This is a genomic window from Verruconatronum alginivorum (assembly GCF_056590205.1).
In genome coordinates this window covers 5,685,578-5,701,594 of sequence record NZ_JBWPVQ010000001.1, presented here as the reverse complement: position 1 = coordinate 5,701,594, position 16,017 = coordinate 5,685,578, and the positions used below count along the sequence as shown (strand labels likewise).

12 protein-coding genes and 1 other RNA gene are annotated in these 16,017 nt (G+C 61.7%); 1 reads left to right on the top strand and 12 read right to left on the bottom strand.

The window, feature by feature from the left end:
* Positions 1-606: 606 nt before the first annotated feature.
* The 7 genes from ACWUI2_RS21080 to ACWUI2_RS21050 form a co-directional block, all read right to left on the bottom strand.
* Positions 607-1,323: a hypothetical protein gene (locus tag ACWUI2_RS21080; protein ID WP_486984821.1), complete on the bottom strand. Its 717-nt coding sequence runs from the start codon at positions 1,321-1,323 to the stop codon at positions 607-609.
* 41 nt (positions 1,324-1,364) lie between these two features.
* Positions 1,365-1,817, bottom strand: coding sequence for an ExbD/TolR family protein (locus ACWUI2_RS21075; RefSeq protein ID WP_486984820.1), 453 nt, complete (start codon positions 1,815-1,817; stop codon positions 1,365-1,367).
* The gene (locus tag ACWUI2_RS21070) at positions 1,814-2,464 is read right to left on the bottom strand and encodes a MotA/TolQ/ExbB proton channel family protein (protein ID WP_486984819.1); all 651 of its coding nucleotides are present in this window, start codon (positions 2,462-2,464) and stop codon (positions 1,814-1,816) included. Before ACWUI2_RS21070 ends, ACWUI2_RS21075 begins: the two co-directional genes overlap by 4 nt.
* Complete coding sequence (locus ACWUI2_RS21065) at positions 2,461-5,151, bottom strand: tetratricopeptide repeat protein (protein WP_486984818.1); 2,691 nt, start codon at positions 5,149-5,151, stop codon at positions 2,461-2,463. Before ACWUI2_RS21065 ends, ACWUI2_RS21070 begins: the two co-directional genes overlap by 4 nt.
* 858 nt (positions 5,152-6,009) lie before the next feature.
* Entirely contained in the window at positions 6,010-7,428 is a 1,419-nt protein-coding gene (locus ACWUI2_RS21060) for a phytoene desaturase family protein (protein WP_486984817.1), read from the bottom strand.
* A 106-nt stretch (positions 7,429-7,534) separates the two neighbouring features.
* Positions 7,535-7,795 carry an acyl carrier protein gene (locus tag ACWUI2_RS21055; RefSeq protein ID WP_486984816.1) on the bottom strand — a complete coding sequence of 87 codons (261 nt, stop codon included), beginning with the start codon at positions 7,793-7,795 and terminating at the stop codon, positions 7,535-7,537.
* A gap of 31 nt (positions 7,796-7,826) precedes the next feature.
* The gene (locus ACWUI2_RS21050; protein WP_486984815.1) at positions 7,827-9,062 is read right to left on the bottom strand and encodes a beta-ketoacyl-[acyl-carrier-protein] synthase family protein; all 1,236 of its coding nucleotides are present in this window, start codon (positions 9,060-9,062) and stop codon (positions 7,827-7,829) included.
* A 144-nt stretch (positions 9,063-9,206) separates the two neighbouring features.
* On the opposite strand from ACWUI2_RS21050, the gene galE reads away from it, so the two are divergent.
* Positions 9,207-10,190, top strand: a complete 984-nt coding sequence (gene galE, locus ACWUI2_RS21045; RefSeq protein WP_486984814.1) for a UDP-glucose 4-epimerase GalE — start codon at positions 9,207-9,209, stop codon at positions 10,188-10,190.
* A gap of 458 nt (positions 10,191-10,648) precedes the next feature.
* Here the strand turns inward: galE and ACWUI2_RS21040 are convergent, their stop codons facing one another.
* The 5 genes from ACWUI2_RS21040 to ACWUI2_RS21020 form a co-directional block, all read right to left on the bottom strand.
* On the bottom strand, positions 10,649-11,002 hold the full coding sequence (locus tag ACWUI2_RS21040) for a hypothetical protein (RefSeq protein WP_486984813.1): 354 nt from the start codon (positions 11,000-11,002) through the stop codon (positions 10,649-10,651).
* Positions 11,003-11,058: 56 nt separating this feature from the next.
* Entirely contained in the window at positions 11,059-12,210 is a 1,152-nt protein-coding gene (gene dnaX / locus ACWUI2_RS21035; RefSeq protein ID WP_486984812.1) for a DNA polymerase III subunit gamma/tau, read from the bottom strand.
* Between the two features lie 85 nt (positions 12,211-12,295).
* Positions 12,296-12,394, bottom strand: an RNA gene (gene ffs / locus ACWUI2_RS21030) — signal recognition particle sRNA small type.
* Positions 12,395-12,879: 485 nt separating this feature from the next.
* The gene (locus ACWUI2_RS21025) at positions 12,880-15,075 is read right to left on the bottom strand and encodes a sodium-translocating pyrophosphatase (RefSeq protein WP_486984811.1); all 2,196 of its coding nucleotides are present in this window, start codon (positions 15,073-15,075) and stop codon (positions 12,880-12,882) included.
* A gap of 33 nt (positions 15,076-15,108) precedes the next feature.
* Positions 15,109-15,888: a hypothetical protein gene (locus tag ACWUI2_RS21020; protein ID WP_486984810.1), complete on the bottom strand. Its 780-nt coding sequence runs from the start codon at positions 15,886-15,888 to the stop codon at positions 15,109-15,111.
* Positions 15,889-16,017: the final 129 nt, after the last annotated feature.

Genomic DNA, 16,017 nt, shown 5'->3' with positions numbered 1-16,017 from the left:
CGCCATTCAACAGCCCAGTCCGAAGGGCTGGGTTGGCAATGCAGATGCAACCGCGGCCTGAAGGGCTGCAATGCGAACCCGGCGACCCGCCCCCGCCCCGGCATGGCGACCCTTCAGGCCGCAAAAACCGTTATTCCCCGTTTACCCAGCCCTGCGGACTGGGCTGTAGAATCAGGCACCTTCGGCGCCAGGGAACCCAGACCAGGAAGCAGCTCCGAAGGTGCGCCATCCACACCCAGGCGGCGTCCGAGGACCATAGACCGTCCGTCCGTTCCGTTCTCCAGCGCCGAAGGTGCGCCATCCAACAGCCCAGTCCGAAGGACTGGGTTGGCAATGCAGATGCAACCGCGGCCTGAAGGGCTGCAATGCGAACCCGGCGACCCGCCCCCGCCCCGGCATGGCGACCCTTCAGGCCGCGCGAAAACCGTTATTCCCCGTTTACCCAGCCCTGCGGACTGGGCAGTAGAATCAGGCACCTACGGCGCCATCCCCCACCCATGCCATCGGGCGCATCGCGCCCGCCATCGGCTATCGCGCCGTCTATCATCTATCATCTATCGTCTATCAGCTATCGTCTATGCGTCTTCGCCCCCAAGGCGAAAACGCCTACGGTCCGACCAAAATCCGGTAATACCCGGGCGGCAACATCCGTTCCCCGGAAAACCGGCGCAGCGAGGTTCGCAGGAAACGATCGACTTCTTCCACCCCGGTTCCGGAAACCATCACCGGCTCGCCGATCAAGCCGACGTTCCCGACTTGTAAAAGGAATTCCGCCGGTTGCCAAAGACGGTTGCGCACTTCCGGAGCTCCTTCGCCCGACACCGGGGTTTGCAGCACCATCGTTCCGTTCGACGGATCGATCGCTTCTATCAGGGCGAAACGGGTGGCTAATGCCGGAATTTCGACCGGTCCCCGTCCGACCACGATGTGACTCCGGTCGCGGAAGGCCCGCAGGCTTTGCAACGGATCTTCCGGCTCCGGCCGCACCACCAGGCGTCCCAACCCGAAATCGGCTTCGCCATACGACAACCGTGCGGGAAAAAAATCGAACAACTCCCCGGGGCGTTGCTCCAATGCCCGGACCGATGGGGCCGCGGCACTGTTCCACCGGGTCGGCAGGAAGAGAGGCGCGCTGTCGAACAAATACGCCTGTTCCCGCAGAAGATCCCCTTCCGCCTCCTGCCAATGGATCGACGGCAGGCTGGCGAAGGAGTGTCCGACCGGCGGACGCGGCGGCGGATCTTCCTCCAAGGTGAACAAAAAGAGTCCGGCCACGTGCACCGCCAAAGCGATGGCCAATCCGGTCAGCCAAATCAGCCGCACCGGTCTTCCTTTTGCGCACGCGGTTTTCCCGTTTTCGTCCATCAGCGGAACATCTGCGACGGCACCGGTTCGTCGTTCCGCGGCTCGAAAGCGAGCTGCACCCGGCCGATTCCGGCCCCGCGGGCGATTTCCGCCACCGAAAAGAGCGTTTGCACCGAAACCTCCCGATCGAAATGGATCAGCAAATCGATCTCCCCCCGCTGCTCGACGTGCCGGGTCAATTCCGGCCCCAAGGTCCGCACGCTGAGGACCCGGTCCTGAAAGAACAGCATTTCGTCCGAGATCACGGTGAGAACCGCTGAGGTCGGCAGTCCGGCCATGGTCCGCTCGCTGCTTCGCGGGAGTTCGATAGTGAGTCCGGGGGCGAGAACGAATTTGGACCCGAGGAGGCTGAAAAAGAGGGCGATCAGAATAATGTCGAGCAACGGCACCACGTTGAACCGGCGCGGCAACGGCTGGAGGTGCGATTGCAGGTTCAGGGGACGGGTGATCATGGTTTGCGTTCGCCGGAGATCTCTTCGGGCAGGTCCTTCAACAAGAACTGCATGATTTCATTGCCGACCCACTCCATGTCGTTCACCAGGGCCCGGACCCGTCCGGCGAGAAAATGGTGGGCGAGATGGCACGGAACGGCGATCGCCAAGCCGGCTGCCGTGGTCAACAACGCCTGCCAAATCCCGCCCGAAAGCATCGCGGCGTTCACATAAGGCCCTTCGGCGTGGATCATGCCGAAGGTGGTGATCATGCCGAGGACGGTCCCCAGCAATCCGAGCAACGGCGCCGCATGGGCGATCGCCGCAATCGACCCGATCCGCCGCTCCAACACCGGAATCTCCACCAGCGCCGCTTCCTGGATGGCGAACCGCATCTTCTGTTCCTCGTCTTCGTAGTGGAGCAACCCCGCTTTGACCACGTTGGCCACCGGTCCGGGGGTTTCCTCGCAGACGGTCAACGCCTCGACCAAACGGCGTTTGCGGACGATGTTCTTGATCCCCGAGACGAACTCGGTCGAGCGAATCTGTCCCCGGTGGAGGAAAAGAGCCCGTTCCATGAAGACCACCAGGGCGATGATACTCAGCACCAGCAGCAGCCACATCACCGGGCCGCCTTGTTCGAAAAGGGTAAAATTGAAAACGTTCATTCTGTTCGTGTGTTGGCCAACAATCGCTCGAGGTTCGCCCGCGCCAGCGCCTCGCCCGGCAGACCGTTCTGGGCGATCATCGAGTAGGCTTCCCGGGCGTTGTCCGGTCGTCCTTCCCGCTCGAAAAGCTGGGCGTATTCAAAGAGGCACCGGGCGATCCAATAACGACCCCGGCTCCCGAGATTGGAAGCCATCGCCTCGTCGAGGTAAAGATTTGAAACCGCCGCCCAATAGATTTCCTGCGCCCGGGCCGTCCGTCCCCGCGCGCCGTTGGCGAAAGCGAGTTTGAACCCGGCCTCCGCCCGGGCGTCGGCGGAGAGTCCCGGCAGATCGAACAACCGCTCCAAAATCGCCACCGCCGAACGGAAGGTCTGACCGTCCTCCCGGTTCGATTGCGCCAAATAACTGTCGGCCAGCGAGAGTTGGGCGAGCGCGATGTCGGGATGGTTGGCGAAATTGTTTTCCAAAAACCGGTAAACTCCTTCCGCCGCCTCGAAGCGGTTCAGTTGCCGCAACAAATCCCCTTGGCGCATCCGGGCGTAAAAGGCCAGATCGTGTCCCGGATACTCCTCCACCAACCGCTCCAGCAAGCGGATCGCTTGGTCCTGGTAGTCGGAATCCTGACCGCGCCGCTGGGCGTTGAGGGCCGCCTCATACAAGGCGATCGGGGCGTAACGGCTTTCCTTGTGACTGTCGGCCAACGAGATCAACAACTGTTGCGCGTCGACCGTCCGGTTGACTTGGGTATAATGTCGCGCCTCGACCAAATAAGAATAGAGCGCCGGATCGGTCCCCGGGAACCGCTCGCGGATGGTTTCCAGACTGACCAACGCATCCTGGGCCTGACCGAGCTCCAGCTGGGCTTGAGCTTGCAACAGCAGACTGTAGGCCGACATCCGGGTGGCCAACGCTTCCGCGACCTGCCGCGGTTCCTCGTCCATCCGGGCGAGAACCCCACGGACCAACGGCAACGTTTCCTCCGGTTTCCCGGCGTCGAAGGAAAGTTGCGCCCGCAGCCATTCGAGGCGCAACCGCAGATCGCCGTCGGTGATGCCGGCCGATTCGTCCCCGTCGAGCAACGAGGTCACCCGGGCGTAGGCCTCCCCCATCATTCCCCGGCGCTGCATCGCCTTGACCAGATTCCACTCGGCCTGCCAGCGGTAAACCGGATCGATCACCAGTTCCTCCGGAATCTCCTGGAGGTGGCGGGTGGCTTCGTCCAACCGCCCTCCCCGGATTTCCGCCAGGACCCGCTGGTAGAGGATCAAGCCCGGGGAAACCGACGCCGGATGTTCCCGGAAAACCGCTCCGTAGGCGTCCGCCGCGTTCCGGTAATCGGCGGCGGCCCGGTTCACCTCCCCGGCCCGGAAATAACAATCGGCCACCAGCAACCCGACCTCGGCGCGGCGTTGCCCGGGCGGAAGTTCGGCCCGCAACTCCATCAAATGGTTGGCCGCCGTCCGGTAACGGCGTTGCTCCCAGGCGCTGGTTGCGAGGATTTCGAACGCCTCCCGCTTGAACCGCGACCCGGGAAACTCGGTCAGGATCGTCTGGGCGTCTTCGGAAGCGGATTGGAAGAGCGAGGCCCGCGCGTCGCCCGGCGAACGCCGTCCGGCTTGCCGCAATCGCAACTGGGCCCGGACCAATCGAAGTTCCTCCGCCAGCGGATGTTTGTCGTCGATCAAGCGGGTCAACAGCGCCCCGAACGACTCGCCGTTCTCCGGGGAAACGGTTCCGGCGAGTTTTTGCAACGCGATCCGCTGGAGCGTCCGTTCGCCGCCGGTTTCGAGCAATTCCCGCAACGATTGGCGCCCTTGCCCTCCTTCGCTGCCTCCGATCAAACCGTCGAGGAGGAGAAATTGGTCCCTCAGTTCGCGCTCCGCCGCCGGAACGTTTTGGATTTGCTGGCGGATCACCCGGGTCGCCTCCTGGCGTTTGCCGAGTAGATCGAGCACCACCGCGTATTGCTGGGCGAACCGGTAACCGGCGGTCCGCCCTTCGAACGCCTCCATCTGACGTTTCAACCCTTCCGCCAATTCCTCGTTGGCCTCTCCGGCGAAGAGTCGGGCCTGATATTGACCGAGGAGGAAAAACGCCCGCTGATTCGAAGAGGTCGCCTCGTCCAATGCCTTCTCATGGGCGGCACGGGCCTCGTCGCTTTTTCCGGCCTGATCCGTCGCCAGTCCGGTCAGAAAGTGAAACCACGGGTGCTGGTCCGTCGGGATCTCGTCCAGTTGGATCCGTCCCAAGGTCCGTTCCAGCCGCCGCCAATCGCGGGCCTGCCACTCCAGTAACGCCCGGCGGAGGTGGAAATTGGAGTTCTCCTCCCCGGTATAGGCCGACAACGCCTCGCGGGCCTGGCGGGTCTCCCCTTCGCTGATCAGCGCCGTGACCAAGGCGAGTTGCACCCGGTGACGTTCCGGATGATCCTCCGGGAGGGTTTCCAACAACTCCCGGTAGCCGCGGGCCGCCAACGAGGCAAACCCCATCCGCAACGCTTGGTCGGCGCTCCGAATCTCCCAGACCCGCAAGATCTTCTGCGTCTGGGCCGCCGTCCGTTCCTCGGTCGGATCGAGCGGATTCGCCGGTTCCTCCGCCCGGATACTCGGGGCGAACAACGCCGCGACCACGACGGCCACGATCCAAACGCGCCCCGAATCGAGCCCGTTCCGGACGAAGCTTTTCACTGAGGGAAATGCAATCAATTGGTTCAAAAAACGGGAAGCTAACGGTTCAATCGGCGCGGTTCAATTCGTAATCCCCCAAGACCCCTGTTTTTCCCGGAAGTTTCCGGGCGGAGGACGGAACGCCCTTCCCCAACCCCACGAATGGCGACCCTTCAGGCCGCGGAAACCGGTATCTCGTTTACCCAGCCCTTCGGACTGGGCTGTAGAATCAGGCACCTACGGCGCCAAAGAACCGAGGCGCATCCCAACGCCAAGGAAACCGCGCACTACGGTTCTCCAGGACGGAAGATGCAGAATCCAATAGCCCAGTCCGAAGGGCCTCAGCACAGTTCCCAGCGCCGAAAGTGCGCCGTAATCCAATAGCCCAGTCCGAAGGGCCTCAGCGCAGTCCCCAGCGCCGAAGGTGCGTAATCCAGGGCTGGGTTGACAGATCCAGGTGCAACCGCGGCCTGAAGGGCTGCTATTCGAACCGCGACCCGCGCCGCCCCACGTATGGCGACCCTTCAGGCCGCGGAAACCGGTATCCCGTTTACCCAGCCCTGCGGACTGGGCTGTAGAATCAGGCACCTACGGCGCCAAAGGTCCAACACGCGTCCGAACGGCGACAAACGCGGGGTCGTCGCAGTTTCCCAATGGTCTTCGGCTGAAGCACGAATTTCCACTCCAGCTCCGCATCAGCATCCAATTGCCGAAACACACCGGAACAGTTCCCAGCGCCGAAGGTGCGTAATCCAATAGCCCAGTCCGAAGGGCTGGGTTAGCAGGTCAAATGTAACCGCGGCCTGAAGGGTCGCCATCTTAACCGCCCCATTCGCCCAATGGTCTTCGCTGAAATGCAAGACTCCACTCCCGCTCCCGTCACCGGCCGCCTTGCAGGACGTGCAGGTTGGCCATCGAGATGCCGCTCAACATCGCGCCGACGATTCCTAGAAAACCTTGGTCGGTGCCGCATAGATAAAGGTTCTCCAGATCGGTCCGGCCGTCTTTGATCTTCGTCGGAGCTCCGTAAACGGCGCCGTTCAAGTGACCGGTGAACTTCTTGATCGTCCGGGGAGTGAACATGTCCCGGGCCACTGTCCGCTCTTGCACCAACGCCCCATCGACCGGCGGCAAAAACCGGCGGGCGCTTTCGTTGATCCAGGCGAACCAGGCATCCTTTTCCTCCCGGTATTTTTCTTCGGGCAACCCGCGCCAATAATCGTAATCGGCCAGGCAGGTGACGCGCAACATCCCTTCGGGCAACCGGTCCCCGTCGTAACGGAAATTGTTGGGAAAACAGATCACCCCGCTCCGGACGTCAACCGGCCGGTCGCGCGGCACTTCATAATGAAAACGCTCCGAATCGTTGAAGAAGACGATCGTGTCGTTCCAACCCATCTCCGCCGGCTCGGCGTCGAGGACGGTGATCGTCTCCACGAATGAGAGCCGTCCCGCGTCGGCGTGGTTGTCGTCGATCGTTTCCGGTTGCCACAACCGCCGGGTTTCGAGGTCGCCGATGGTCGACAATACCCGGTCGGCGGTGATGGTGGCGCCGTTGTCCAACACGAGGCCGGTGACCCGGTTCCCTTCCACCAGGAGCTTCTCCACCCCGCATTTCATCTTCCGGGCGGCCCCGGTTTTTCGGCATTTGTCGAGGAGAACCCGGATCACCCGCCGGACTCCTTCCGGAGGGCGGGCGAAGCCTTCCAGGAAGATCGATTTGAACATGATCGCGAACTGGTAGAAATCCATGTCGTTCTCCCGGGCGCTGCCGTAAAACATCAGCGGACAGAAGATCATGTCGACCAACAAGGGATCGGTCAGATGGCGGCCGACCACTTCCCGGGCCGACTCGGACGGAGCGTCGAGGGCGACTTCGTCGTATTCCCGGATCGCCGCGGTCAACGCCCGGAATCCGTCGATCTGCTGGGGAAATTTGTCAGCGATCTCCGCTTCGAGCACCGCGAAATCGTTGGTGAAGACCAAATCGACTCCGGGAAACGCCACGCGGGATCGGATTTGCTCGCAGAGTCCGAGGGAGTCGCGATCGATCCGGAGTTGCCGGAGGAGTTTGCCGAGCGGGGTTCCTTTCACCCCGGGGGCGACGTAATTCGTCATCGCGTGCAACCCGACGTCGTATTTCCGTCCGTCGAAGCTGTAAAAGCTGTTCAACCCGCCGACTACGTTGTGGCGCTCGAAGACACAGACTTTCTTGCCGAAGTGGGCCAGCCGAATGGCGGCGGCGAGACCAGCCATGCCGGCCCCGATGATCGCCACGTCGTAGTGTTCGCCTTCCATGGGTGCGATGCGCCTCGTCGATTGTTTGCCGCGGTCAAAAACAAGCGCGCGTCCCCGAAGGACGCGCGCAGGGGGACCGATCAGACGGTCCGGAAATCCGCCGGGATCAGGAAACCGCTTTGGCGTTGAACTTCGGCGTCAGATACTCCGCGCAGCTGTCGAGCGAAGCGAGCTTCGGATAATCCGCCTCAGGGACCTCGATGCCGTGTTGCTTGCGCAACTCCATGACGATGTCCAGGAAGTCCATCGAATCCAGATCCAACTGGTCGCGCAGCCGCACGTCGGGCTTCACATCCCCCAAATCCTCGTCGGGAGCGATGTCCGCGATAATATCCAGAACGATCTTCTTACATTCTTCGTTTGTCATAAAAACTTCTGCTTCTGCTTGTCCCCCTCCCTCAATCCGCGAAGCGGCTCACGATCAGGGAGGAGTTGATACCCAACATACCAAAGGAATTGTTCAAAATTGCGTCAACCTGTTTCGACTTCACCGGTTGGTCAAGCACGTGGTTCGGAAGATAACATTCGGGATCAAGATTGTCGACGTTCAACGACGTATGGACCATCAGATCGTCGAACGCCCCGAGGTTCCCGGCCAACTCCAGCGCCCCGGCCGCCCCCATGGTGTGGCCGATGAAACCTTTGGTGTTGTTGACGTAAGTGTTCGGACAATCCTCGAAAACCGCCCGCAAGGCGGTGCACTCCTGCACGTCGCCGAGCGAGGTCGCGGTGGCGTGGGTGCTCACGATGTGCACGTCCGACGGCTTCAAATGACTCCGCTCGATCGTCCGGCGCATGCACTCCGCCTGACGGATGTTGTTCGGCAGCACGTAATCGGTAGCGTCGGAGTTGACGCAATAACCGAGGATCTCGCCGTAAATCTTCGCTCCCCGGGCCCGGGCGTCTTCCAACCGCTCCAACACGTAAAGGCAGCCCCCTTCGCTCACCACAATGCCGTTGCGGTCGCGGTCGAACGGGCGGGAGGCTTTGGCCGGATCCTCGTGATGGGCCAGCGCCCCCTGGCTCTTGAAGGCGGCGAAAATGCCGAAGGTGTGGATGCTTTCGCTGACTCCCCCGCCGAAGGCGACGTCGACTTCCCCGAGACGCAACATCTGCACCGCCTGGATGATCCCGGCGTTGCCGGCCGCGCAGGCCGCCCCGATGGTGTAGTGGGGACCGGTGATCTTCAAATTCAAGGTGATCTCCCCGGCCGGATTGTTGGCCACCGTCCGCGGGTTGTGATGGTGGGTCCAGTAACGGGTGTCGTAATTGAATTGGGAGATGTTGTAGATCTCGTTCTCCGTCTCGACGTTGCCGTGTTCGGTCACCCCGACGTAAACGCCGACCCGCTCCTTGTCCTGGCGTTCCCAATCGATCCCGGCGTCGCGCAGCGCCTCGTTGGCGCAGTAGATCCCGATGCTCCCGGCGCGGGTGCCGACTCGAAGCTGTTTTCGGGTCTGGTAGCGGGAGGTGTCGTAACGGCAGACCCCGGCGTGCACCGGACCCATGTAACGCATATCGATCGTCTCAATCCCGGAGACGCCCTCGAGGAGATTCCGCCGGTATTCGGCGAAATCGTTTCCGTTCGGGGCCGTCAGGCCGATTCCGGTAATGACTATGCGGCTGTTAACCATGAGCGAAAAAAGGCATTAAAGACACGAATCCGGAATGCCTGTCAATGAGGAGAGACGAATTATTCACAATTGTTCCGTGAGCAAACGACCACTCTGCCGAAAAAAAGGTGGCAAGACAATCCTGATTCGAGCAACTTTGACCGCATGAACGTATTAGTCGTCGGCGGAGCGGGTTACATCGGAAGTCATTGCGTGCGACAACTTCAGGAAGCGGGCCACCGTCCGGTCGTGCTCGACAGCCTCGTTTTCGGCCACCGCGAGGCGGTCGCCCCGGAAGTTTCCTTCTACCGGGCCGACCTCGGCGACGAATCCGCCGTCGGCGACATTCTGAAAAAAGAGAAAATCGAACTGGTGATGCACTTCGCCGCCTTCGCCTACGTCGGCGAATCGGTCACCGATCCGCTGAAGTATTATTTCAACAACGTCGTCGCCACCCTCGCCCTGCTCCGCACCATGCTGAAGCACGACGTCAAAAAATTCGTCTTCTCCTCCACCTGCGCGACCTACGGGGTCCCCGAACGTCTCCCGATCACCGAGGACCTCCCCCAAGCCCCGATCAATCCCTACGGCCAAACCAAACTCGACGTCGAAAACGCGTTGAAGGCGCTCGCCGTCGCCCATGGTTTCAGCTCCGCCTCGTTCCGGTATTTCAACGCCGCCGGCGCCTCCCGGGATGCCCGGATCGGCGAGGACCACGATCCGGAGACCCACCTGATCCCCTTGGTCCTCGACGTCGCCCTCGGCAAGCGGGAAAACATCAAAATTTTCGGCACCGACTACCCGACTCCCGACGGCACTTGCCTGCGCGACTATGTCCATGTCGACGACCTGAGCCGCGCTCACATCGCCGCCTTCGACAAACTCGTCTCTCCGGGCCAGTGCCTTTTCTACAACCTGGGCACCGGCACGCCCACCTCGGTCCGCGAAGTGATCGAGGCCGCGGAAAAAGTGACCGGCAAAAAAATACCGGCGATCGAGGAGGCCCGCCGTCCCGGCGACCCCCCATCGCTCTACGCCGATTCGAGCAAAGCCCAGCGCGAACTCGGCTGGAAAATCGAATACCCGACCATTTTGCCGATCATCGAAAGCGCCTGGAAATGGCACAGTCGCCACCCCGACGGCTTCTGAGCGTCGCCCCCCTGCGTGACACAGGCATTCTTGCCTGTTTTTGCGGATGGCGAAGCTCCGGAATCGACCAGTGAAACGATGATACAGGATGCGGGCTTTGGGCAGTATCGCCCGACGTAGTGGGGTTGGCTCCGCCGCCCCACATTGTGATGTCCGAAACCCCGGGAGCCACCGCCTCCGCCCGCGACGCCCAATGTCAAACGCTCTTTGCTCAGCGTCCCGGCCGCTGCGGTCGGGCGGCGGAGCCAACCCGACTACGGCGACGCTCCGGGGCCAGGCTTTGGGGAGAGTATCGCCCGCCGTAGTGGGGTTGGCTCCGCCGCCCCACATTGTGATGTCCGAAACCCCGGGGAGCCACCGCCTCCGCCCGCGACGCCCAATGTCAAACGCTCTTTGCTCAGCGTCCCGGCCGCTGCGGTCGGGCGGCGAAGCCAACCCGACTACAGGAGAGAGTTCCTTCAATACAACTTTTTCCGATCGACGTATTGGACGTCGACGAAACGGCCCCGGAATAGGGCGTCGATCAGTTGCCGGGTGCCGGAAGGGATTTTTTCCAGCATCTCGTCCATCGGCGGCACCGGTCCGTTCGATTCCGTCGACTCCCCTGCTCCAGCCGACAAGGGGGCGAAGTCTCCGCCCGACTCAAACGATTCGCCGTCGGCCAAGGTCCGTTCCCACTGGTCTTCGTCGTAGTTCGCATCGCCGTCCGACCGCTCCTCCGGCGCGGGTTCTTCCTTGGATTGGGCGGGTTCGTCGCGCTCCGGTTCGAGGCTTCCGGCTTCGGCGCCGTTCCCGCCGGCGGCGTTCGCCAACGAGGTCTGCGGTTGTTCCGTCGTATCCGCGTTAGGTGACGGCGGCGGCGCGGTCCTCAGGCCTTTTTTTTTTCGGCGTCCGCCCCGTCGTCGGGAAGCGCGTCCGCCATGGCGCTGATCTCGCGGATCAGACTGTCGATCGCCCGGGCTCGGCTCGCTTCGACTCCCTTCAGCAAAACCACTTCGAGGTTCACCTTTTCCGAGAGGCCCGTCTTCACGCTTTCCTCGCCTTCGCGTAGGACGTCCAGCAAGCGCACCAATGCCTCCGTCGACATCGGTTCGCCGAGTTTGGAGGTTTCCCCTTTGCGATGGATCGAGTCCAACAACGCTTCACGGACCACCGCCTGCAAATCGCCGAGAATCCGGAAAAGGTCTCGTCCGTCGGAGGCCATGGCGTCGACGAACTCCAAAATTTTCAACGCGTCCCCGGCGCCCACCGCCGAGGCCAACGCCTCGATCTGCCTCCGGCTCACCAAGCCGTAAACGTCGAGCACGTCGTTTTCCGAAATGGTCTCCCCGCAAAAAGCGATCATCTGGTCGAGGATCGATTGCGAGTCCCGCATACCGCCCTGGGCCAACCGGGCGATCGTCTGCAACGCCTCCGGACTGGCCTCGATCTTTTCCTCGCGGCAGATCAGTTCCAAACGCTGGACGATCAGATTGTCGGGGATCGGCTTCAACTCGAAGCGCTGGCAACGCGACACGATCGTCGGCAACACTTTCTGCGCTTCGGTGGTGGCGAAAACGAATTTCACATGGGCGGGCGGCTCTTCCAGCGTTTTCAACAGCGCGTTGAAGGCCTGGTTCGACAACATGTGGACTTCGTCGATGATATAGATCTTGAACTTCCCTTGGGTCGGGGCGTAACGGACGTCGTCGCGGAGGTCGCGGATCTGGTCGACGGAATTGTTCGACGCGCCGTCGATTTCCATCACATCCATCGACGAACCGCTGTTGATCGCCTTGCAGTTCTCGCATTCGCCGCACGGGTTGGCGGTCGGTCCGTTGCTGCAATTGAGCGCCTTGGCGAAGATCCGGGCGGTGGTGGTTTTCCCCGTTCCCCGGGGGCCGACGAAGAGATAGGCGTGGGCGATCCGGCCGCTTTCGATGGCGTTTTTCAGGGTCCGCACGATATGGTCCTGCCCCACAACCTCAGTGAACTGCTGAGGCCTCCATTTGCGTGCGATTACCTGATACCCTGCTGCCATAGTCGAATCCGGAAAAAGAAAAACGGCCCGATTGTTTGCGAGCCGCTGGTGGGTGACAACCTTCAAAACGTCCGGTTGTAAAAAAAGTGGCCAGGCACCCTACGGCACATGCGGATCATGGTCACCGTTGCTACCTTCCGGTCCTGGCGGAGTTCACCTGTCCGTCATTGCATAGGACCTGGCCACCTTCGAACCTACCCTCCCCCGCCCCCGATTCAACCCCAAATCGAAACTATTTTACCGTTGAAGAGGTGTCGGGCGTCAGGTGCCGGGCGTCAGGTGTCGGGCGTCAGGTGTCGGGTGTCAGGTGTCGGGTGTCAGGGGTTCAGGTTTCAGAGGTCAGGGATTAAGTTTAAGGAGCGCAGTGGGAAGTGGAAGACAGGGACGGATCCAAAACCGAAACCGCCCCCGTAATACTAGAGAGCCCAACCACCCGACACCTGAGCCCACCCCCCTGACACCTGAACCCTGACACCTGAACCCTGACACCTGAACCCTGACACCTGAACCCTGACACCTGAACCCTGACACCTGAACCCTGACACCTGAACCCTGACACCTGAACCCTGACACCTGAACCCTGACACCTGAACCCTGACACCTGAACCCTGACACCTGAACCCTGACACCTGAACCCTGACACCTGAACCCTGACACCTGAACCCTTTTTTAGAACCAGCCGAACCGCAAGGTCACTCCGACCATCACGATGGCAACGATGCTCATCAGTTTGATCAGGATGTTCAGGCTCGGGCCGGAGGTGTCTTTGAAGGGATCGCCGACGGTGTCGCCGATCACTGAGGCCTTGTGCGCTTCGGACCCCTTGCCGCCGTGATGGCCCTCTTCGATGTATTTCTTGGCGTTGTCCCAAGCCCCGCCGGAGTTCGCCAGGAAGATCGCCAGGACGAATCCGCCCGAAAGGGCTCCGACCAACAAGCCCATCACCCCGCCGACCCCGAGCAGGACGCCGGTCACCACCGGAACCATCACCGCGAGAAGCGAGGGAACGACCATCTCCTTCTGCGCCCGTTTCGCGGAGATCGCGACGCAGCGGGCGTAGTCGGGACGTCCGGTTCCTTCGAGGATTCCCGGAATCTCCCGGAATTGGCGACGGACTTCCACCACCATTTCCGAGGCCGCCTTGCCGACCGCATTGATCGTCAACCCGCAGAAGAGGAAGGCGCTCATCGCTCCGAGGAAAATTCCGAGCAACACCAGCGGATTCAGCAGCGTGACGTTGAAGAAGGTCATGAAATCGACCAAAGTCGCTTCCGCCGTCGCCACCAAACCGTTGTGTCCGATGGCCAACTCCGTGTCGCCGTTGCGGATCATTTGGATCCGCAGCACTTCCACATACGAAGCGAGGAGCGCCAGCGCGGTGAGCGCGGCCGACCCGATGGCGAACCCCTTGCCGGTGGCGGCGGTGGTGTTGCCGAGCGAATCGAGGGCGTCGGTCCGTTTGCGGACTTCCGGCCCGAGGTGCGCCATCTCGGCGTTCCCCCCGGCGTTGTCGGCGATCGGACCGTAGGCGTCGCTGGCCAAGGTAATCCCGAGGGTCGACAACATCCCGACCGCCGCGATCCCGATGCCGTAGAGGCCGGCGTTCAAATTGCCCGGATCGAATCCGGCGGCGAAGAGGAAGGCCAATCCGGTTCCCGCCATGACCGCCAGGACCGGCACCGCCGTCGAAACCATCCCGACCGCCGTCCCGGCGATGATCACCGTGGCCGGCCCGGTGATCGCTTCCTTGGCGATGTGCTGGGTCGGCTTGAACGAGGAGGCGGTGAAATATTCAGTCGAACGACCGATCACCAATCCGGTGACCAAGCCGGCCACCACCGCTCCCCAGAGTCCCCACGGACTGGATACACCGAGGAGATGAATCAGACCGAGCGCTCCGACGATCACCATGAGCGAACTCAGGTTGATGCCGAGCGAGAGCGATTTCAACAAGCTGTGCTGGGTCGCCCCCTCTTTGGTGCGGATGAAAAAGACCCCGATGATTGAAAAGATGATCCCGATCGCCGCGATTCCCATCGGCAGGACCACCGCCTTCATCTGGGCCGAGGTGTCGCCAAGATAGGCCGCCGCCCCGAGGGCCGCGGCGGCGATCACCGAACCGGTGTAGGATTCGTAAAGATCGGCCCCCATGCCGGCGACGTCGCCGACGTTGTCGCCGACGTTATCCGCGATCGTCGCGGGATTCCGCGGATCGTCTTCCGGGATGCCCGCCTCTACCTTGCCGACCAGATCGGCGCCGACGTCGGCCGCCTTGGTGAAGATCCCGCCGCCCACCCGGGCAAAAAGCGCTTGGAGCGAAGCCCCCATGCTGAAGGTCAGAATCGTCGTCGTCAGGTAAATCACCCGGTGGCCGTCGTCCCCTTCGCGCGGATACACCCAATCGAGAACGATAAACCAGAGCGACACGTTCAACAGACCGAGGCCGACCACCACCAGGCCCATCACCGCACCGCTGCGGAAGGAGATCCTCAACCCCGCACCCAGCGATTGCCGGGCGGCGTTGGCGGTCCGCGCCGAGGCGGCCGTCGCCGTTTTCATCCCGATGTATCCCGCCAATGCCGACGAGAAACCGGCGAGGATGAAACCGAACGGCAACCAGGTCGATTGCAGTTGGAAGCCGAACGCCATCACCGCGAAGAGCACGAAGAGGGCGCCGAAAACCATGGTCATGACGACGTATTGTTGTTTTAGATACGCCATCGCCCCTTCCCGCACGCTGCGCGCGATGGCGGCCATTTCATTTGTGCCCTCGCTCTCCCGCATCATTTGGCGGAAGAACCAACCGGCGGCGAAGAGTGCCACCAGGGAAGCTGCGGGCGCGATCCAGAGAATTACTGAACTCATTTGATTACCTTGGCTGAGAGGTTGAGGGAAAGATCAGGAGGTGAATTCCATCCGTGCGGAATGCCACCAGTAATAATGCTCGGTCTCGAGCTCCTGCCGGGACGGCATCGGGTAGTACAAAATCCCCTTCCCGTTCGCGACGTAAAAGCCGCTCGTCACCGTCCGGTAAAGAATGCCGTGCGGGAGGTCCCGCACCACGGTCTTCGTTTTCTTTCCTTCGCTTTCCCGCAAGACCGCCAAACAGTCCCGCACGTGATCGATCTGCCGGTAGGGCAGATTCTCCGCGCTCCCGTTGGCCGGGTCGCGGGCGAGTTCGCCGAGGTTCAATTCGCAGAACGCCACGGTCGGTATCCGCAGCGGCTGTTCCGGCGTGGTCAACAACTTGCCGAACTCGCGGGGCGCCAACCGGCTGGCCACCATCGAGTGCACCGGACAAATCTCCTGGTAAAGCCGCAGTGGCAACTCCTCCACTTTTTCCGGATAGGGAACCGACGACACCTCGAGCACCCGCCCGTCGCTGGTCGCCAAATACATCGACCGAAGCGCCTCGAGCGGCACGTTCTCCAACACCTTGTAGATCGAGATGTAGGCGGAACGTTTCGGCGCGCCATCCGGATGGGGAACGCACCGGGCCCTCGCTTCATCGATGCGGAAGACGTCGCTGCGGAAATCCGGATCGACTTCGAAAAAGAACGCCTGTCCGCGAGCCCGGTTGTGAGACCCGACGGCCAGATAATTTCCGAATTCCTTCGGCGGCAACTGCGAAAGGATCAGCGCCTCCGGAATGAGTGAGAGATAAGTGTATATCTTCATGACAATGTCGAATCTCGGCTCCGGGAACTCCCCTGTGAAACTTCCCGGTCGATCGCAGTCTATCCGGAAGTCTTCCAACAAGCCTAGGTGACTATTGTCGATTCATTCGCGCCTTTTGGCACGAACCCG